Origin of the sequence: Pseudomonas sp. PB101, from assembly GCF_009764265.1 — a bacterium.
Lineage (GTDB): Bacteria > Pseudomonadota > Gammaproteobacteria > Pseudomonadales > Pseudomonadaceae > Aquipseudomonas.
The window spans coordinates 21,094-40,307 of sequence record NZ_RWIR01000045.1 but is presented as its reverse complement, the minus strand read 5'-3'; the positions used below and the strand labels follow the sequence as shown (position 1 = coordinate 40,307).

Sequence of the window (19,214 nt, the reverse complement as noted above, 5' to 3'; positions counted from 1 at the left end):
TTCGAGGGTGTTCAGGATACCGCGATGCGGACCTTGTGGGAGCGTGGCTTGCCCGCGATTCAGGCGCCACGGTTTATCAGGTACACCGCGTTATCGTTCATCGCGGGCAAGCCGCGCTCCTACAGTTTTTTGCAGCGCGCACACAAAAAACCCGGCACATGGCCGGGTTCGTTGTTTCTGCGACTGAGTTACTTCACTGCAGCCTGCAATGCGTGTTGCGCACTACGCTTGTTCTTGATGCCGTAGCAGACCCACATGAACACGAGCCACACCGGAATCGCGTACACCGAAGTCTGGATCCCCGGAATCAACAGCATCACGCCAAGGATGAACAACACGAACGCCAGGCAGATGTAGTTGCCGTACGGGTACCAAAAGGCCTTGAACAACGGCGTCTGCTTGGTCTTGTTCATGTGCTGGCGGAACTTGAAGTGCGAGTAGCTGATCATCGCCCAGTTGATCACCAGGGTGGCCACCACCAGCGACATCAGCAGTTCCAGCGCGCTGTGCGGGATCAGGTAGTTCAGCAGTACCGCGATCAGGGTCACGGCGGCCGAGGCCAGGATCGAACGCACCGGCACGCCACGCTTGTCGATCTTCGCCAGGCCTTTCGGCGCGTCGCCCTGTTCGGCCATGCCCAGCAGCATGCGGCTGTTGCAGTAGGTGCCGCTGTTGTACACCGACAACGCCGCGGTCAGGACCACGAAGTTGAGGATGTGCGCGGCGGTGTTGCTGCCCAGCATCGAGAACACTTGCACGAACGGGCTGCCGCTGTAGGAATCACCGGAAGCGTTCAGGGTGGTCAGCAAGCTGTCCCACGGGGTCAACGACAGCAGGATGATCAGGGCACCGATGTAGAAAATCAGGATCCGGTAGATCACCTGGTTGATGGCTTTCGGGATCACGGTTTTCGGCTTGTCGGCCTCGGCAGCGGTGAAGCCGAGCATTTCCAGGCCACCGAAGGAAAACATGATGAACGCCATGGCCATCACCAGACCGCTGATGCCGTTCGGGAAGAAGCCACCGTGGGACCACAGGTTGCTGACCGCTGCTTGCGGGCCGCCATTGCCGCTGACCAGCAGGTAGCTGCCCAGGGCGATCATGCCGACGATCGCCACGACCTTGATGATCGCGAACCAGAACTCGGCCTCGCCGAACACTTTGACGTTGGCCAGGTTGATCGCGTTGATCAGCACGAAGAAGGCCGCTGCGGAGACCCAGGTCGGGATGTCCGGCGCCCAGTAGTGGATGTATTTGCCGACGGCCGTCAACTCGGACATGCCCACCAGGATGTACAGGATCCAGCAGTTCCAGCCCGACAGGAAGCCGGCAAAGCCGCCCCAGTACTTGTGCGCAAAGTGGCTGAAGGAGCCGGCCACCGGATCTTCGACGATCATTTCGCCCAGTTGGCGCATGATCATGAAGGCGATGAAGCCGCAGATGGCGTAGCCGAGGATCATCGACGGGCCGGCGGATTTCAGTACCCCGGCCGAGCCGAGGAACAAGCCGGTACCGATTGCGCCACCGAGGGCGATCAATTGAATGTGGCGATTTTTCAGGCCGCGTTTCAGCTCGCCTGATTGCGGGTTTTGTCCACTCATGAAAAGGGTCTCACGCAAGGTTTGATGATGTTCAGTAGACGTTGCTGCTCAGCAAAGGCGTTAAGCGGCACCGATCAAACCCCAGCGCAGGCACCAGGAGTTCAGCGTATTTACAACGGTCATGCGTCACCTGTTTGTTTTTATCTGTGACGAAATCGAACCCGACACGCTCGTGACGCGACGGAGTGAACAAGGCGGATAGCCTTGAGGTTTGCGCTGATGCGCAGGAGGTCACAGGTAAAACGCGGCGCATTGTACACCTGTAACCCCCTGCTGCCAGACCCGCTGGACAAGCGTGTCTATGGCCGGGATTGCCTGTGTCCGCCCCGAAGAGCCCGGGCGGCTGCAAAAAATGGGTCAGACCCTTGCGGATCATCGACGGGAAAGGCAGGAAAACCGCCCCTCGCAGAGAGATGGAGATGGATTGCGGCGTTCATTGCGCCTCCTTTTTGTTATGCACCTGCACGACAGGCATGGCGCGCATCTGACCCTGCATGGCGTGTTGAAACAAGCGGGCTAGAGGGTTGGGAGAAGGATGCAAGGCAATGATGCGTAAGACTTTTCTTACAGTGTTCGAGAGAAGGCGATTTCACGGGGTTAATCTGCGGATTTCGTCAGGTTTTCTTTACAGGGCGTAATTTAGGCTTTCCACTTCGGACATCCCGGCGCGGCAACTGGCGCTATCGCGGGAAAGACACATAACGCAATACCTGTAGGAGCCGGCTTGCTGGCGATGGTCGTTACCGATAACGCGTATGAACTGGATAAACGCGGTGCACTTGAGTCCATCGCCAGCAAGCCGGCTCCTACTAGGGACCGTGGCTACGCTGAAAATGAAGTGGACTCCAAACCATTGAAAGCCCCCCCAAAAAAAACGCCAACCCGAAGGTTGGCGTTTTTTATCAAGCGCTCAGCCGATTACTCAGGCTTGCGACGACCAAAGCCCGGACGCTGGCCGGAACCGGCCGGTGCGCCACGGCGCTTGCCCGATGACTTGTCGCCATCGACCAGTTTGATCCCCGGACGCTTCGGCGCCGGCTTGGCCGGGCGCTTGGTGTCGGCCGGGCGGTCGGCTACCGGCGTACCACGACCTTCGCCACGCTCGGTACGGCCATTGGCCGGACGTGGCGTGCGTGGACCGCGTTCGCCGTCCTGACGCGCAGCTGGCTTGCGGCCTGGACGCTCGCCTTCGATCTGCGGCTCGCGGCTGGCACGTGGCGCGGCAGGTGCGGTGGCTGCGCCAGTCGCTGGACGCAGGGTACGCACGCGCTCGGCCTTGGCCATCGGACGCGACGACTTGCGCTGCATACGGTCAAGCTTGTCTTTGCTCTTGGCGTTCATCTGCGGCATCGCGACCGGCGTCAGGCCGACCTCGGCACTGAGGATGTCGACTTCGTACTGGCTCATTTCGCGCCAGCGACCCATCGGCAGGTCCGAGTTGAGGAACACCGGACCGAAACGCACGCGCTTCAGGCGGCTGACCACCAGACCCTGGGATTCCCACAGGCGACGAACTTCGCGGTTACGACCTTCCATCACCACGCAGTGGTACCAATGGTTGAAGCCTTCACCACCCGGAGCCTGCTTGATGTCGGTGAACTTGGCCGGGCCATCTTCAAGGACAACGCCAGCCTTCAGGCGCTCGATCATCTCGTCATCGACTTCGCCACGCACACGCACCGCGTATTCACGGTCCATTTCGTAGGAAGGGTGCATCAGGCGGTTGGCCAGCTCACCGTCGGTGGTGAACATCAGCAAACCGGTGGTGTTGATGTCCAGACGACCGATGTTGATCCAGCGGCCTTCTTTCGGCTTTGGCATTTTGTCGAACACGGTCGGGCGACCTTCCGGGTCGACACGGGTGCAGATCTCGCCGTCGGGCTTGTTGTACATGATCACGCGGCGGACCGACTCGGCGGCCTCTTCGCGCTTGATCACCTTGCCATCGATGGTGATGGCGTCGTGCATGTCGACGCGCTGGCCAAGGGTGGCGTCTTTGCCGTTGACCTTGATGCGGCCGTGGCTGATCCAGGCTTCCACGTCACGGCGCGAGCCGACGCCGATACGGGCGAGGACTTTCTGCAGTTTTTCGCCTGCTGGGCCGATTTCCTGGTCGTCTTTCTGGTCTTTGATACTCATCTGGGCACCTCCCGGTGTGGTCTTGAAACTGGGTACTTTGGCGAAGGGATCGCCGAAGGGTAGCGAATCATACGCGCATGCGGGCGTTTGCGCATCAGAGACTAGCTGATCAAGGCAAGGTTATTGGTTTTTCCGCCGATCGGTGATCGCGCAAGGTCACCCACTTCCTGTAGGAGCCGGCTTGCTGGCGATGAGGTCACCGCGGTCCCTCAGAGATACCGCGTTGGCCGCATCGCCAGCAAGCCGGCTCCTACAGGGTCAGTCTTCGAATTCGCGGCGTTCGGCTTCGATGGCTTCAGCCAGGGCAAGGGCTTCGGCTTCTTCGTCCGACAGCTGCGGCTCGGGTTTCGGCTGTTCGAGGGCGGCTACAGCGGCCAGCAGCTTCTCGCGGGCTTCGGCAACGCCGAGGATGTCGTCTTCCGGCTCCGGCTCGATTTCAGGCTCAGGCTCGGGCTGTGCCGGTTCGACTTCCGACTGTTCCGGATCGAACTCAGGCGACGCGCCATCGCGCAGCAAGTCGTCGAAGTCGGTCTTGAGCCCCTCTTCCATGCTGTCCAGCTCCAACAACAGCGTGTGGAAACTGGTTTCTTCCTTTGGCTCTTCCGGCTCGGCACTGGCATCGGCCAGCTCTTGCAGCCCGGCGGGCACGGGGGCGTCGTCGAAATCGAGCACCGGGTCCGGTTCCAGCTCGCGCAGCTCCGCCAGCGGCGGCAGGTCGTCGAGGTTTTTCAGGTTGAAGTGGTCGAGGAACGCCTTGGTGGTGGCGAACATCGCCGGTTTGCCGGGCACGTCGCGGTAGCCGACGATGCGAATCCACTCGCGCTCCATCAGCGTCTTGACGATGTTGCTGTTGACCGCCACGCCCCGCACGTCTTCGATTTCACCCCGGGTGATCGGCTGGCGATAAGCGATCAGGGCCATGGTTTCCAGCATGGCGCGGGAATAACGCTGCGGGCGCTCCTCCCAAAGACGCCCGACCCACGGCGAAAATTTCTCGCGGATTTGCAGGCGATACCCCGAGGCCACCTCCTTCAATTCAAAGGCGCGGCCATCGCAAGACTTGGCGAGAATCGTCAGGGCCTTCTTGAAGACCGGCGGCTCCGGCCGTTCGCCTTCCTCGAAGAGCTCGAACAGGCTTTCCAGGGATTGCGGCTTTCCCGAGGCCAACAGAAAGGCTTCAAGCAATGGCGCCAGCTCGCGGGGTTCAGTCAGGTTCATGATTCAACTCGTTATTCGGCTCGGGCTCGCACGTGGATCGCGGCAAATGGCTCATTCTGCACCAGCTCGACCAGGGATTCCTTGACCAATTCAAGGATCGCCATGAAGGTCACCACCACCCCCAGGCGCCCTTCCTCAGCGGTGAACAGCTCGACAAACGGCACAAAACCGCCGCCCTTGAGGCGTTCCAGCACATCGCTCATGCGTTCGCGGGTCGACAGCGCCTCGCGACTGACCTGGTGGCTTTCGAACATGTCGCCACGGCGCAACACCTCGGCCATGGACAACAGCAACTCTGACAGGCGCACGTCCGGCAGCAGCTTGCGTGCTCGGGCTTCCGGGGCGTCCAGCTTGGGCACCACCACGTCGCGACCGACGCGACTCAAGCCATCGATGCCTTCGGCGGCAGCCTTGAAGCGCTCGTATTCCTGCAAGCGGCGGATCAGTTCGGCGCGCGGGTCGTCCTCTTCGTCCTCGACGGTTTCGGCCCGCGGCAGCAGCATCCGCGACTTGATCTCGGCCAGCATCGCGGCCATCACCAGGTACTCGGCGGCCAGTTCCAGGCGCACCGACTGCATCAACTCGACGTAGCCCATGTACTGGCGAGTGATTTCCGCCACCGGGATGTCGAGGATGTTGATGTTCTGTTTGCGGATCAGGTACAGCAGCAGGTCGAGGGGGCCTTCAAAGGCTTCGAGAAAGACTTCGAGGGCATCCGGCGGGATGTACAGGTCCAGCGGCATTTCCATGACCGCCTGGCCATAGACCATGGCGAAGGGCAGTTCCTGCTGCGCTCCGGCCTGACTGTCGACGGGTTCTACTGCGGACATCTAGGCCTCGACCATGAACGGCGTCGGGTCACCGCAACCAACGCGAATGACTTCCGGCTCGCCGTCGGCGAGGTTGATCACGGTGGACGCCTTGATCCCGCCAAAGCCGCCATCGATGATCAGGTCGACCTGGTGCTCGAGCAATTGGCGCATTTCATAGGGGTCATACATCGGGTCGGTTTCGCCGGGCATGATCAGACTCACGCTCATCAACGGCTCGCCGAGTTGCTCCAGCAGTGCCAAGGCAATCGGATGGCTCGGCACCCGCAGGCCGATGGTGCGTTTTTTCGGGTGCAGCAACAGCCGCGGCACTTCACGGGTAGCGTTGAGAATGAAGGTGTACGGGCCCGGCAGGTGGGCCTTGAGCAAGCGGAAAGTGCCGGTGTCGATCTTGGCGAACAGCCCGAGTTGCGACAGGTCGCAGCAAATCAGCGCGAAGTTGTGCTTTTCATCCAGCCCGCGCAAACGTCGTACACGCTCCACAGCCACCTTGTCGCCGATCTGGCAACCAATGGCGTAGGAAGAGTCCGTGGGATAAATCACCACCCCGCCCTTGCGGATGATTTCGACGGCCTGTTTGATCAGGCGCGCTTGCGGGTTTTCCGGATGAATCTGGAAAAATTGACTCACGTTCTCTACCTGTTCAAACGGCGGCAATAATTGGGTCATGTTTGAATCGACACCATAGTGGTGGCAGATCCTCCGGGAGCGGCCGGTATTCACCGATCTCCGACCAGCCTCCAGGGCCATGAAAATCACTGCCGGCACTGACCAGCAGACCGAACTCACGGGCCAGAATGGCCAGGCTGCCCACTTGCTCGGCAGGCTGGTAGCCATTGACCACTTCGATGGCGTGGCCCCCTGCTTGAATATAGTCGGCAATCAGGCGACGTCGCTTGCTTCGGGTGAATTCGTAGTGCCAGGGATGCGCCAGGCTGACCCAGGCCTTGGCCGCGCGCAGGGTCTCGACGGTTTCTTCCAGCGTCGGCCAGTGTTGCTTGACGTCGCCCAGCTTGCCGGCGCCCAGCCATTTGCGGAACGCCTCGGCGCGGTCCTTGACGAAACCTTCGCGCACCATCCAGTCGGCGAAATGCGGGCGGGCCGGCGCGTTGCCGCTGTCGCCCAGCGCCTGCTGGATCTGCCGGGCGCCCTCCAGCGCCCCCGGCATGCCCTTGAGCGCCAGCTTGCGGCTGATTTCCTCGGAGCGCAGCCAGCGGCCATCATGCAGTCTGGCGATGGCCTCGACCAACGGCGCGGCGTTCACGTCAAAACCGTAGCCCAGCACATGAATGGTCGCGCCGCCCCAGGTGCAGGACAGTTCGACGCCATTGACCAGTTGCATCCCCAGCGCGGTAGCCGCCTGGCGGGCCTCGTCGAGGCCCTCGAGGGTGTCGTGATCGGTCAAGGCCAGGACTCGCACGCCTTTCTCGAACGCCCGCGCCACCAGTACCGCAGGCGCCAAAGCGCCATCGGAGGCCGTGCTATGGCAGTGCAAATCAACATTCACAGGGGTTTGTAACCTCAATTCAGCTGGCGCTATCGCGCGCCCGTATGTTTGTTATTATGCCGCCACATCCTGCTTCTGGCTGCCACTGTGAAACAATTCATCGATTTCATCCCGCTCCTGCTGTTTTTCATCGTCTTCAAAATCGATCCACGGGTCGTCGACATCGCCGGCCACGAGGTCACTGTAGGCGGTATCTACAGCGCCACCGCGATGCTGATCATCAGTTCCCTGGTGGTCTACGGCACGCTGTTCATCAAGCAGCGCAAGCTGGAGAAGAGCCAGTGGCTGACCCTGATCGCCTGCCTGGTCTTCGGCAGCCTGACCCTGGCGTTCCACAGCGAAACGTTCCTGAAGTGGAAAGCGCCGGTGGTCAACTGGCTGTTCGCCCTGGCGTTCATCGGCAGTCACTTCGTCGGTGACAGCCTGCTGATCAAACGCATCATGGGCCACGCGCTGACCTTGCCGGAACCGGTCTGGACGCGCCTGAACATCGCCTGGATCGCCTTCTTCCTGTTTTGCGGTGCCGCCAACCTGTTTGTCGCGTTCACCTTCCAGAGCTACTGGGTCGACTTCAAGGTCTTCGGCAGCCTGGGCATGACTTTGCTGTTCCTGGTCGGTCAGGGCATCTACCTGTCCCGCCATCTGCACGATGCCGACACCACTACGCCAAAAACCGAGGACTGACATGCTTTACGCAATCATTGCCACAGACGTCGCCAACTCCCTGGAAGCCCGCCTGGCCGCACGGCCTGCGCACCTCGAGCGCCTGCAAGTGCTCAGGGGCGAAGGCCGCATCGTTCTGGCCGGTCCACACCCGGCGGTCGACAGCAATGATCCGGGCGCGGCGGGTTTCACCGGCAGCCTGATCGTCGCCGAATTCGATTCCCTGAGCGCCGCCCAGGCCTGGGCCGACGCCGATCCGTACATCGCCGCAGGTGTCTACGCCAACGTTCTGGTGAAGCCGTTCAAGCAAGTCCTGCCATAACTTGTCCCCACGCGGTGAACCATATCGGTTCATCGCGTTCTCAATCGCTCATTATTCTCGTTTGCCGGCCGACAACTTTTCCAATACTCGTATTGGAACCAGGAGTCGCCATGCGCAAAGGTCCGTTGTGCCTGATGTTGGTCACGTTATCGATCGTGGCGCCCGCCCACGGTGAAGACTACGCCGAGGGTGGAAACTCGACGCCGCTGTCCTTGAGCGCCGGCAGCCAGATCACCGAGCTGCAGCAACGCTTGAAAGAAAGCGAACGGCAACGGGAAGAATTGAACAAACAATTGCAAACTGCCGACGGCGAACGCGAAAGCCCGCTGCTGGCCCGGTTGCGCCAGGAGAACCAGCGTTTGAAGCTGCAACTCAAGGAAGCCCAGGCCAGCAGTCCGCTGCCGCGCTTGCTGACAGACCAGCAACAATGGTTTGTCATTGGCGCGGGGGTAGCGCTATTGGCTCTGCTCTGCGGTATCTTCGCCAGTGGAGCAAGTCGAAAACGTCGACAATGGCTAAATTGAGTGAGTCATGAGCGAGCTGTTACTGATTGATGATGACCAGGAGCTGTGTGAGCTCCTGAGCAGTTGGCTGAGCCAGGAAGGCTTTCAGGTACGTGCCTGTCACGATGGCCAGAGCGCTCGTCGGGCATTGGCCGAAACCGCCCCGGCGGCCGTGGTGCTGGATGTGATGCTGCCCGATGGCAGCGGTCTGGAACTGCTCAAGCAGTTGCGCAACGATCACCCGGATTTGCCGGTGCTGATGCTCTCGGCCCGGGGCGAGCCGCTGGACCGTATCCTCGGCCTGGAACTGGGCGCCGACGATTACCTGGCCAAGCCCTGCGACCCGCGGGAACTGACCGCCCGCCTGCGCGCCGTCCTGCGTCGCAGCCACCCGGCAGCGGTGTCCAGCCAAATGGAACTGGGCGACCTGTGTTTCAGCCCGGTGCGCGGCGTGGTCAGCATCGACGAACAGGAGTTCACCCTCACCGTTTCCGAAAGCCGCCTGCTCGAAGCCCTGCTCAAGCAACCCGGCGAGCCCCTGGACAAACAGGAGTTGGCGCAGATCGCCCTCGGCCGCAAGCTGACCCTGTACGACCGCAGCCTGGACATGCACGTCAGCAATCTGCGCAAGAAGATCGGCCCGCACCCCGACGGCCGGCCGCGCATCGTGGCCCTGCGCAGCCGTGGTTACTACTACAGCCTCTGATCTCCACCGTCCTGTGTAGGAGCTGGCTTGCCGGCGATGGCGGCGCTCCTGACACACCGCGTCGTATGAATCGCCAGCAAGCCGGCTCAGGGTCGGAGTTGTGTCAGGCGGATGCGAAATCGTCTTTACCCAAGCTTTACGCTCCGCTGACTGCCGCTGACCTTGATCTGCGTAATCTGCACTCATCCGGAACGTACCGGGAACGAGACAAGGAGATACACCATGCGCAAGACTCTTATCGCTCTGATGTTCGCTGCCGCCCTGCCGACCGTTGCCATGGCCATGCCTGAAGACGCAGGCCCGATGGGTGGGCCGATGGACGGCTCGCGCCACGGCGGTCAGATGCACGGCATGCACGGCAAAGGACCGTACAGTCAACTGGACCTGAGCCGCGAGCAGCGCGAGCAGATCCGCAAGATCATGGGCGAACAGATGCACGAGCGTAAGCAACTGGTCGATAAATACCTGGAGAAACTCTCGCCAGCCGACCAGAAAGCCATGAAAGACGAGATGGCGGCCAAGCACCAGAAAGCCGAAGCTGACGTGCGCGCCGTGTTGAAACCGGATCAACAGAAGAAATTCGACGAGATCCAGAAGAAACAGGCCGAGCGTCGCGCCGAGTGGGCTGAATTCAAGGCCTGGAAAGCGCAGCAACCGCAAAAAGCGCAATAATGCGCTGACCCCGGACCCAATGGCTTATCACCGTTGGGTCTGAAGTTTTTACTGTAGGAGCGAGCTTGCTCGCGATGGACGTCAACGATAACGCGCGGCATCAGGCAGCACGTGTCGTCTATTCGTTTTTCGCGAGCAGGCTCGCTCCTACATAGAATTGTATCGTTCGAGGATTTTCCGTGCGTTCATTGTTCTGGCGTATCCTGGCCAGCTTCTGGCTGGCCATCACTCTGGTTGCGGGGCTTTCCATCCTGCTCGGGCACATGCTCAACCAGGACGCCTGGATTCTCAGCCGTCACCCGGGCCTCAACACGCTGGCCGAACAATGGACGCAAACCTACGAATCCCAGGGCGAAGACGCTGCCCAGGACCTTCTGCAGGAGCGCAAACACCAGTATCACATCGACGTCCAGGTGCTCAACGAGAGCGGCGATCCGGTGGTGCGCGGCACCTTCCCCAAACGTGCGGCGGCCTTTGAGGCGCGCCAGAACAACGATGACCGACGCCTGCCATGGCGGCGCCTGACCGATGAGTTCACCAGCGAAAAAACCGGTGACACCTACCTGTTCATCTACCGCATACCGCACCCGGAGCTGGACGCCTGGCACCGCGAAAGCCTGCTCTGGCCGCTCAGTGCGCTGGGGATCGCCCTGGTGGTGCTGACCCTGTTCAGCCTGTTGGTGACCTTTTCCATCACCCGCCCGCTCAGCCGTCTGCGCGGCGCGGTGCATGACCTTGGACAAACCACCTATCAACAGAACAGCCTGGTCAAACTGGCCAATCGTCGCGATGAATTTGGTGTGCTGGCCAACGACTTCAATCGCATGGGCGCGCGCCTGCAAAGCCTGATTGGCAGCCAGCGGCAATTGCTGCGTGATGTCTCCCACGAACTGCGTTCGCCCCTCGCCCGCCTGCGTATCGCGCTGGCGCTCGCCGAACGGGCCGGCCCGCAGGAACGCGAACAGCTCTGGCCGCGCCTGACCCGAGAGTGCGACCGGCTGGAAGCGCTGATCAGCGAAATCCTCGTGCTGGCGCGGGTCGACTCCGACAACGCCAGCGCCGAAGAGGTGGATTTGAACGCCTTGCTCAGTACCCTGCAAAAGGATGCGCAACTCGGTTCACCCGAGCAGCTCGTGCAGCTCGAAGCCGAGTCGCAACTGAACCTGAAGGGCTGGCCGACCATGATCGAACGGGCCGTGGACAACCTGCTGCGCAATGCCCAGCGCTTCAATCCGGCGGGTGGCCTGCCGATCGAGATGCAGGCGCTGCGTCAGGGTGAGCGGATCGTCGTGACCGTGCGCGATCACGGGCCCGGGGTCAGTGCCGAACATTTGAGCCAGCTCGGTGAGCCGTTCTATCGGGCGCCGGGGCAGACCGCGGCCGGACATGGCCTGGGCCTGGCCATCGCCCGCCGTGCGGCGGAGCGACATGGCGGCAGCCTGGTGCTGGCCAATCACCCGGAGGGCGGGTTCATTGCCAGTATTGAATTGCCGTTGGTGCCTGGGGCTGTCGTTCAGCCCTGATCCTGGTTTGAACTACACAGCTCTACTGTGGGAGCGAGCTTGCTCGCGATGACGGCGGCACACTCAACAATCAAATTGACTGACCGGCCGCTATCGCGAGCAGGCTCGCTCCCACAGGTTTTGCGGTGTCAGGCCTTGCCTGGCCAGGCGCTGACGAATTCGGCGAGGTCGACTTTCTCGGCCACTCGCGGTTCTTTTTGCGGCGTGCCCAGATACAGGAAGGCAATCACCTCCTCCCCTTCCGCCAGGCCCAACCCCTTGGCCACATGCGCCGAGTAAGCCAGGTCGCCGGTACGCCACACCGCACCAATGCCCTGGGCATAGGCCGCGAGCAAAATCCCGTGGGCCGCGCAGCCCGCCGCCAGCAGTTGCTCGGACTTGGGATACTTGAAGTGCTCCTGCACGCGGGCGATCACCACCACCACCAACGGCGCCCGCAGCGGACCATTGCGCGCCTTGTCGATGGCCGCTTCATTGACTTCAATGTCCGCAAGCTTTGCCGCTTCAGCCAGCAACTCGCCCATTTGCTCACGCGCCGCGCCTTCCACCGTCAGGAAGCGCCAAGGCTGCAAGTGACCGTGATCCGGGGCGCGCATGGCGGCGCCGAACAACACCTCGCGCTGCTCGGCGGTGGGTGCAGGTTCAACAAGTCGGGGAACGGAAACACGGTTGAGCAAAACGTCGAGAGCCTGCATCGGCCACCTCCTGAAAAATGAGTGCGGCTATTCTAGCTGTAACTGTCGCAGCGGTGCCGGTTTACATGCCCTGTCTCACGGGTAGAATGGCGCCCTTTCCCCTATCAGCCGAGCGGACCTCATGGCGTTGCCGACCTTACGGATCATTGGTTTCATCATCGGCATCTTCCTGATCACGCTGGCGATCTCCATGGTCGTGCCCATGGCCACGCTGGTCATTTTCGAGCGCACCAGCGATCTGCCGTCGTTCCTCTGGGCCAGCATGATCACCTTTGTCGCCGGGCTGGCGCTGGTGATTCCGGGCCGCCCCGAGCACATCCACCTGCGCCCCCGGGACATGTACCTGCTGACAGTCAGCAGTTGGCTGGTGGTGTGCATCTTCGCCGCATTGCCGTTCCTGCTGACCCAGCACATCAGCTACACCGATTCATTCTTCGAAAGCATGTCCGGCATCACCGCCACCGGCGCCACCGTGCTCAACGGCCTGGACACCATGTCCCCCGGCATCCTGATGTGGCGCTCGTTGCTGCACTGGATCGGCGGCATCGGCTTTATCGGCATGGCGGTGGCGATCCTGCCGCTGCTGCGCATCGGTGGCATGCGGCTGTTCCAGACCGAATCGTCGGACCGCTCGGAAAAAGTCATGCCCCGTTCGCACATGGTGGCGCGCTTGATCGTGGCGGCCTACGTCGGCATTACCATTGTCGGCAGCCTGGCGTTCTGGTGGGCCGGGATGAGCCTGTTCGATGCGATCAACCATGCGATGTCAGCGATTTCCACCGGCGGCTTCTCCACCTCCGACCAGTCTTTGGCCAAGTGGCCGCAACCGGCGGTGCACTGGGTCGCGATCGTCATCATGATTCTCGGCGCCCTGCCGTTCACCCTGTATGTGGCAACGTTGCGTGGTAACCGTCGGGCGTTGATCAAGGATCAGCAGGTGCAAGGTTTGCTCGGCATGCTGCTGGTGACCTGGCTGGTGCTCGGCACCTGGTACTGGTGGACGACCCAGCTGCATTGGCTGGATGCGCTGCGGCATGTGGCGCTGAACGTGACGTCGGTGGTGACGACGACCGGTTTCGCGCTGGGGGACTACAGCCTGTGGGGCAATTTCTCGCTGATGCTGTTCTTCTATCTTGGGTTTGTCGGCGGTTGCTCAGGCTCGACCGCGGGCGGCATCAAGATTTTCCGCTTCCAGGTGGCCTATATCCTGCTCAAGGCCAACCTTAACCAGCTGATTCACCCGCGCGCGGTCATCAAGCAGAAGTACAACGGTCACCGTCTCGACGAAGAGATCGTACGTTCGATCCTCACCTTTTCGTTCTTCTTTGCGATCACTATCTGCGTGATTGCGCTGTTGCTGTCGCTGCTCGGCGTGGACTGGATGACCGCCCTCACCGGCGCGGCCAGTACCGTGTCCGGTGTCGGCCCGGGGCTCGGCGAGACCATCGGCCCGGCGGGCAACTTCGCGACCCTGCCGGATGCCGCCAAGTGGATCCTGTCGTTCGGCATGCTGCTCGGCCGACTGGAGATCATCACTGTGTTTGTGCTTTGTATTCCGGCATTTTGGCGTCATTGACCGCTTCAGGAGCCTGCATCAGCCGCATCCGGTACTCGCCGGGCGTGGCATCGAACCAGCGGCGAAAAGCCCGGAAGAAGTTGCTCGGGTCGGCGAACCCCAGCAGGTAGGCGATCTCCAGCAAGGTCATGGTCGGTTGCGCCAGGTACTGCTCGGCCAGTTCGCGCCGGGTATCGTCCAGCAGCACCTGAAAGCTCGTGCCCTCTTCCTGCAAACGCCGTTGCAGGGTGCGCTGGGAAAGATGCAGGGTCTGCGCCACGGCGTCGCGCTTGGGTTCGCCCTGGGGCAACAGGCGACACAACACCTGCCGCGCTTTGTGGGTCACGCGGCTTTCGGAAAAGCGTGCCAGGTATTCGCCGGCAAAGCGGTCATGCAGCAATGCCATGGCTTCGTTGGCCGTCGGCAGTGGGGCTTCCATGTCCGCGCGTTCGAAAATCAGCGCATCGTAAGGCGCGTTGAACACCAGCGGTGCATGGAAGGCTTGTTTGTAGGGTTCCAGGTTGACCGGCTCGGCGCCTTGCACCAACACTTTGCGCGGATGCAACGTACGCCCGGTCAACCAGCCGCACAGCGCCAGGGCGCAGGCCAGCGAAGCCTCGGCGCTTTGCCGGGTCGGTGGCAGATGGTCGCCATGCACCGTCAGAATCAGCGCGTAGCCTTCTTCCAGCAGCTTGAAACTCAGGTCGGCACTTTCGGCGATGATTCGCTGATAGCGCACCAGACGCTGAAAGCCTTCGGCCAGGGTCCGGCTGGACATCAAGGCATAACCGGTCACATGGAACTGCGCCGGCCGTACCACCTTGCCCATGTTCAGGCCGATGGCCGGGTTGCCGGACAGTTCGACGGCGCGTTGCCACAGTCGTGTCATGGAATCTTGCGGGAAGCGTGCATCCGGATCATCCAGTGCCGCGTAGTCGAGCCCCAGCTGCTTGAACAGAACCCGGCAATCCAGGCCGTCCATCTCCAGCGCTTTGACAATCCCCATCGCCCAGCTTGCAGAAGTCGTTCGTTCGCTCATGGCGTTTTCTTACATGGTGAGCCGCCTGTGACGGCTATTGACCGAAGGATACTAAAGTGGCGCCTATTGTCACTGGCTGATGCCATTGATCACTCTAGACTCAAATAAGCTACCCGCAGAACAACTTGCCGTCAGAACAATAACCACAGAGATCGCAGTCGTGGAAAACGTCAAACGATTCAACAGTTTCGCTGAGTTCTACCCTTACTACCTCAGCGAACACAGCAACAGTACCTGTCGCCGTCTGCACTTTATCGGCACAACGCTGGTTATCTTGATACTGGCGCTGACCATTGGTCGGGGTGCCTGGATGCTGTTGTGGGCCCTGCCTCTGGCCGGTTACAGCTTTGCCTGGGTCGGTCACTTCTTCTTCGAGAAGAACCGTCCGGCCACCTTCCAACATCCCTTCTACAGCCTGCTCGGCGATTTTGTCATGTACCGGGACATGGTCCTGGGGCGCGTTCCGTTCTAGCCGACAGCCGCCACAAGAGAGTTGCTCATGAATGCCAATGCCCGCTTCACCCACATGAAGGACGGCACACAGGAAGACTGGGCGATCATCGCCGCGGACTTCAGTGCCTACGCACGACAATTGCCGACCAGGATCGTGGCGCACCTGAAGTTGCTGGAGGGTGATTTTGGCGGGTTCCCGGTGGATCGCCTGACCCACTCGCTGCAAACCGCCACCCGCGCCTGGCGCGATGGTCGCGACGAAGAGTACGTGGTCTGCGCCCTGCTCCACGACATCGGCGACACCCTGGGTTCCTACAATCACCCGGACATCGCAGCGGCGATCCTCAAGCCGTTCGTCAGCGCCGAGAACCTGTGGATGGTGGAAAAGCACGGGATCTTTCAGGGCTACTACTTTTTTCATCACCTGGGCATGGATCGGCATCTGCGCGAGCAATTCCAGGACCATCCGCAATACCAGGCGACCGTCGAGTTCTGCGCCAGGTACGATGCGGCGGCGTTTGACCCGGAATATGACACGCTGCCATTGAGCTTTTTCGAGCCGATGATGGAGCGCCTGTTTGCGCACCCGAGGCATTCGATCTACAAGGCGGCGATGCAAGAGCATTCGCCAGCCTGACAGATCCGGCGGAACCATTGTGGCGAGGGGGCTTGTCGGATCGCCGCACCGCCCCGTTCGGTGGCGAAGCCGCCGTAAACCTACAAGTGCCGATCTATTGGCATTCCGTGGTGAATGGTTTTGGGGCTGCTGCGCAGCCCAACGGGGGCAAGCCCCCTCGCCACAAAAATCAAATCAATCAAGCCAGTTCTGCGACTTTAGCCGCCTTCAACTGCGCCTCCCGCGCCTGCGCATCCGCCAACCGATACAGCTCGATCGAACCATCCCAATGCTCGATCAGCGCCGTGCACGACTCCACCCAGTCGCCGCAATTGAGATAGTCCACCTCGCCGACCTTGCGAATCTCGGCATGGTGAATATGCCCGCACACCACCCCGTGCAGTTCGCGCTTGACGCATTCATGGGCGATGGCTTCCTCAAAGTCGCTGATGAAGCTGACCGCGGTTTTCACCTTGTGCTTGAGATAGGCCGACAGCGACCAGTAGCCATAGCCATATCGCGCGCGCCAATGATTGAGCCAGCGGTTGAGGGTCAGGGTGAATTCGTAGGCCGAGTCACCGAGAAAGGCCAGCCAGCGATGGTAGCGGGTGATCACATCGAACTGATCGCCATGGATCACCAGCAGGTGCCGGCCGTCGGCGGTGACGTGCACGGCTTCGTCCACCAGCTGGATATTGCCCAGGATCAGCTTCGAATAGCGGCGCAGGAATTCGTCATGGTTACCGGTGACGTAGATCACCTCGGTGCCACGCTTGCTCATGGTCAACAGGCGCCGGATAACGTTGGTATGTGCCTGCGGCCAGTACATGCCGCCGCGCAGTTTCCAGCCGTCGATGATGTCGCCGACCAGGTAGATCCTGTCCGCATGGTAACCCTTGAGAAACCGCGACAGGTGTTCAGCCTGGCAATCCCGGGTGCCCAGATGCACATCGGAAATCCATAAAGTCCGTACGCGTTGCTTACGGGTGGGTTTGGCGAGCTCGGCGCTGGTCATGGGCAACCCTCAGGCAAGTTTTGCCAAGTCTGCTCCGGCCCGGTTAATCGTCCATGACAGCGCCAAGTCAGTCCTGTGACAGCGCTTGCAGGCCCGCTCGGTGTAGACTGACGCCCTGAACCGGGAGACCCGCGATGAGACCGATCCTCACGCTGCGCCAATACAGCCACGACCTGATCGTCCACAGCCACGACCACGCGCAACTGGTGTTCGGGCTTTCGGGCGCCCTGGATTTCGAGGTTGACGGCCGTGGCAGCCAGGTGGTCCAGCAGAGCTTCGTGGTGATACCGTCGGGCGCTCATCATGCGTGTGGCAGCCCCAATGGCAGCCGCTGCCTGGTGCTGGATGTGCCCAGTGAACAATGGGTCGCCCAGTCGTTGGGCGATCACGCCGAGCCAAGCCGACGTTTGCTCGACAACCCCGGCCGCCTGTCGTTGGACGCGGGACAAAGCCAACTCGTCAGTTGGCTGGCGAACAGTCCGGTCGATGACCCGCTGATCGCCCAGCAAGGCGCGGTGCTGTTGCTGGCCAGTCTGAACAACGCCAGGCCCGACGCCGTCGGCGGTCGGCGCCTGCCCTACGCTGCGCTGAACTCACACATCGATCAGTACGCGGCCTACCCGCTGCAAGTGGCCGACCTGGCCCGGGTGGCCGGCCTTTCCAGCGCCCGTTTGCATGCGCGGTTCGTGGCCGAGTGCGGGCAGACGCCGATGGACTACATCCGCAGCCGACGCTTGCACATCGCGGTGGGCTTGCTGCGCAACTCGGCGCTGGCCATCGGCGAGATTGCCAGCCGCGTCGGCTACAGCTCCCAGAGTGCGTTCGCGGCGGCGGTGCTGCGCGAGTTCGGGGCATCGCCCAGCAAACTGCGGCGCGAGACTGGCGACAAAAAACGCTAGTCTGCCGACAGACTTGCCGGGCGGTTACGCGCTTCAATGATGCCTCTGTTCGTTTGTCGTTAAGGATTGCAATGACTCCCCGTACCGCCCTTGGCGCCTTGCATATAGGCGCACTGATGTTCGGCCTGACCGGCGTGTTCGGCAAACTGGCTGCCGCGTCACCGGCGGTCATCGTGTTCGGCCGCGCCGCTTTTGCCGTGCTCGCGCTGGGTTTTTTTGCACGGTTCGCCAGCCAGACGCGCTGGCAAAAACTCGAGGCCGTGGACTGGCGTCGGCTGCTGCTCAGCGGCTTGTTGCTAGCCGGGCACTGGGTGAGCTTCTTCATTGCGGTGAAAGTCGCAGGCGTGGCGATTGCGACGCTCGGCTTCGCCAGCTTCCCGGCCTTTACCGTGATCCTCGAAGGGCTGATCTTCCGCGAGCGCATTCGCGCCAATGAAATCGTGCTGGTGCTGCTGGTGAGTGTCGGGCTGGTGCTGGTCACGCCTGACTTCGATCTGGCCAGCGGCGCCACCACCGGCCTGTTGTGGGCCGTGGCTTCCGGGTTGCTGTTCGCCCTGCTGTCGCTGACCAACCGTGCCAGCTCCGGACGCGTTCCGCCCGTGCAGGCAGCGTTGTGCCAGAACGTGGTGGTTGCCCTGTGCCTGCTGCCGGTGGCGGCGCCTCAGTTGAGCGAAGTGCGCGCCATCGACTGGCTGTGGATCGGCCTGCTCGGCGTGTTCTGTACCGGTGTCGCCCACAGCCTGTTCGTCGCCAGCCTCGCGGTGATCAAGGCACGCACCGCCGCCGTGGTATTCGCCCTGGAGCCGGTCTACGGCATCACCGTCGCGTGGCTGCTGTTCAACGAAAACCCGACCCTGCGCATGTTGCTCGGAGGCGCGCTGATCATTGTGGCGATTGTGGTGTCCAGCCGGTTCTCAAGTGGCTCCAGCAAGCAAGCCGTTGCCGCCGAGGCCGCGTCTCACTGAGTGCGGTCGTTGTGTCCCAGGTCTCGGTCCGGATCGATCTGGTCGCGGACCCGTTGCTTGAGCACCTTGGCCTCGGGGAAGCCACCGTCCGCCTTGCGCTCCCAGATCTGCACAGCGTCACAGAACACATGAAAGACCCCGCCGGTGCCCGGCACCAGGGAGACTTTGCCCAGGTCATCACCAAAGGTGCTGAGCAGTTCCTGGGCCAGCCAGGCCGCACGCAACAGCCATTGGCATTGCGTGCAATAGGTGATGACGATTTCGGGTTTGGCAGCGGTCATGATGGGACAAGG

General features: G+C 61.6%; 21 protein-coding genes. 11 read left to right on the top strand and 10 right to left on the bottom strand.

The window, feature by feature from the left end:
- Window positions 1-188: 188 nt before the first annotated feature.
- The 6 genes from EI969_RS13255 to EI969_RS13230 form a co-directional block, all read right to left on the bottom strand.
- Entirely contained in the window at window positions 189-1,601 is a 1,413-nt protein-coding gene (locus EI969_RS13255) for an amino acid permease (RefSeq protein ID WP_160388216.1), read from the bottom strand.
- Window positions 1,602-2,519: 918 nt separating this feature from the next.
- Window positions 2,520-3,740 (bottom strand): 23S rRNA pseudouridine(2605) synthase RluB, encoded by a 1,221-nt coding sequence (gene rluB / locus EI969_RS13250; protein WP_160388215.1) that lies wholly within the window; start codon window positions 3,738-3,740, stop codon window positions 2,520-2,522.
- A 258-nt stretch (window positions 3,741-3,998) separates the two neighbouring features.
- A complete protein-coding gene (gene scpB, locus EI969_RS13245) occupies window positions 3,999-4,958 on the bottom strand; it encodes an SMC-Scp complex subunit ScpB (RefSeq protein ID WP_160388214.1) in 960 nt (319 codons plus the stop codon).
- 11 nt (window positions 4,959-4,969) lie between these two features.
- Complete coding sequence (locus EI969_RS13240; protein ID WP_173862173.1) at window positions 4,970-5,728, bottom strand: ScpA family protein; 759 nt, start codon at window positions 5,726-5,728, stop codon at window positions 4,970-4,972.
- A 60-nt stretch (window positions 5,729-5,788) separates the two neighbouring features.
- Window positions 5,789-6,418: an L-threonylcarbamoyladenylate synthase gene (locus EI969_RS13235; protein ID WP_160388298.1), complete on the bottom strand. Its 630-nt coding sequence runs from the start codon at window positions 6,416-6,418 to the stop codon at window positions 5,789-5,791.
- A gap of 13 nt (window positions 6,419-6,431) precedes the next feature.
- Entirely contained in the window at window positions 6,432-7,295 is an 864-nt protein-coding gene (locus tag EI969_RS13230) for a PHP domain-containing protein (protein ID WP_160388213.1), read from the bottom strand.
- Window positions 7,296-7,382: 87 nt separating this feature from the next.
- Between EI969_RS13230 and EI969_RS13225 the strand changes: the two genes are divergently transcribed.
- The 6 genes from EI969_RS13225 to EI969_RS13200 all read left to right on the top strand — a co-directional run bounded on the left by EI969_RS13225 (window position 7,383) and on the right by EI969_RS13200 (window position 11,684).
- Entirely contained in the window at window positions 7,383-7,979 is a 597-nt protein-coding gene (locus EI969_RS13225; protein WP_160388212.1) for a septation protein A, read from the top strand.
- Window position 7,980: 1 nt separating this feature from the next.
- Window positions 7,981-8,280 carry a YciI family protein gene (locus EI969_RS13220; RefSeq protein WP_160388211.1) on the top strand — a complete coding sequence of 100 codons (300 nt, stop codon included), beginning with the start codon at window positions 7,981-7,983 and terminating at the stop codon, window positions 8,278-8,280.
- Between the two features lie 110 nt (window positions 8,281-8,390).
- Window positions 8,391-8,804: a translation initiation factor 2 gene (locus EI969_RS13215; protein WP_150716551.1), complete on the top strand. Its 414-nt coding sequence runs from the start codon at window positions 8,391-8,393 to the stop codon at window positions 8,802-8,804.
- 7 nt (window positions 8,805-8,811) lie between these two features.
- Window positions 8,812-9,489 carry a response regulator transcription factor gene (locus EI969_RS13210; RefSeq protein ID WP_160388210.1) on the top strand — a complete coding sequence of 226 codons (678 nt, stop codon included), beginning with the start codon at window positions 8,812-8,814 and terminating at the stop codon, window positions 9,487-9,489.
- Window positions 9,490-9,711: 222 nt separating this feature from the next.
- Window positions 9,712-10,161 carry a Spy/CpxP family protein refolding chaperone gene (locus tag EI969_RS13205; RefSeq protein ID WP_160388209.1) on the top strand — a complete coding sequence of 150 codons (450 nt, stop codon included), beginning with the start codon at window positions 9,712-9,714 and terminating at the stop codon, window positions 10,159-10,161.
- A gap of 179 nt (window positions 10,162-10,340) precedes the next feature.
- Window positions 10,341-11,684 carry a HAMP domain-containing sensor histidine kinase gene (locus tag EI969_RS13200; RefSeq protein WP_160388208.1) on the top strand — a complete coding sequence of 448 codons (1,344 nt, stop codon included), beginning with the start codon at window positions 10,341-10,343 and terminating at the stop codon, window positions 11,682-11,684.
- Window positions 11,685-11,812: 128 nt separating this feature from the next.
- Here the strand turns inward: EI969_RS13200 and EI969_RS13195 are convergent, their stop codons facing one another.
- Window positions 11,813-12,379: an NAD(P)H nitroreductase gene (locus tag EI969_RS13195; RefSeq protein WP_160388207.1), complete on the bottom strand. Its 567-nt coding sequence runs from the start codon at window positions 12,377-12,379 to the stop codon at window positions 11,813-11,815.
- Window positions 12,380-12,500: 121 nt separating this feature from the next.
- Here EI969_RS13195 and EI969_RS13190 point away from each other — a divergent pair, with 121 nt between their 5' ends.
- Complete coding sequence (locus EI969_RS13190; protein ID WP_160388206.1) at window positions 12,501-13,955, top strand: TrkH family potassium uptake protein; 1,455 nt, start codon at window positions 12,501-12,503, stop codon at window positions 13,953-13,955.
- On the opposite strand, the gene EI969_RS13185 is transcribed toward EI969_RS13190, so the two are convergent.
- Complete coding sequence (locus tag EI969_RS13185; RefSeq protein ID WP_160388205.1) at window positions 13,912-14,973, bottom strand: AraC family transcriptional regulator; 1,062 nt, start codon at window positions 14,971-14,973, stop codon at window positions 13,912-13,914. The genes EI969_RS13190 and EI969_RS13185 overlap by 44 nt on opposite strands.
- 160 nt (window positions 14,974-15,133) lie before the next feature.
- On the opposite strand from EI969_RS13185, the gene EI969_RS13180 reads away from it, so the two are divergent.
- Entirely contained in the window at window positions 15,134-15,445 is a 312-nt protein-coding gene (locus EI969_RS13180; protein ID WP_103394688.1) for a DUF962 domain-containing protein, read from the top strand.
- A 27-nt stretch (window positions 15,446-15,472) separates the two neighbouring features.
- On the top strand, window positions 15,473-16,063 hold the full coding sequence (locus EI969_RS13175; protein ID WP_160388204.1) for an HD domain-containing protein: 591 nt from the start codon (window positions 15,473-15,475) through the stop codon (window positions 16,061-16,063).
- Window positions 16,064-16,241: 178 nt separating this feature from the next.
- On the opposite strand, the gene EI969_RS13170 is transcribed toward EI969_RS13175, so the two are convergent.
- Window positions 16,242-17,057: a UDP-2,3-diacylglucosamine diphosphatase gene (locus EI969_RS13170; RefSeq protein ID WP_160388203.1), complete on the bottom strand. Its 816-nt coding sequence runs from the start codon at window positions 17,055-17,057 to the stop codon at window positions 16,242-16,244.
- A gap of 134 nt (window positions 17,058-17,191) precedes the next feature.
- Between EI969_RS13170 and EI969_RS13165 the strand changes: the two genes are divergently transcribed.
- Both EI969_RS13165 and EI969_RS13160 read left to right on the top strand, forming a co-directional pair.
- Window positions 17,192-17,956, top strand: a complete 765-nt coding sequence (locus tag EI969_RS13165) for an AraC family transcriptional regulator (protein WP_160388202.1) — start codon at window positions 17,192-17,194, stop codon at window positions 17,954-17,956.
- Between the two features lie 71 nt (window positions 17,957-18,027).
- The gene (locus EI969_RS13160) at window positions 18,028-18,921 is read left to right on the top strand and encodes a DMT family transporter (protein ID WP_160388201.1); all 894 of its coding nucleotides are present in this window, start codon (window positions 18,028-18,030) and stop codon (window positions 18,919-18,921) included.
- Here EI969_RS13160 and EI969_RS13155 read toward each other — a convergent pair.
- On the bottom strand, window positions 18,915-19,202 hold the full coding sequence (locus tag EI969_RS13155; protein WP_160388200.1) for a SelT/SelW/SelH family protein: 288 nt from the start codon (window positions 19,200-19,202) through the stop codon (window positions 18,915-18,917). The genes EI969_RS13160 and EI969_RS13155 overlap by 7 nt on opposite strands.
- Between the last annotated feature and the right edge of the window lie 12 nt (window positions 19,203-19,214).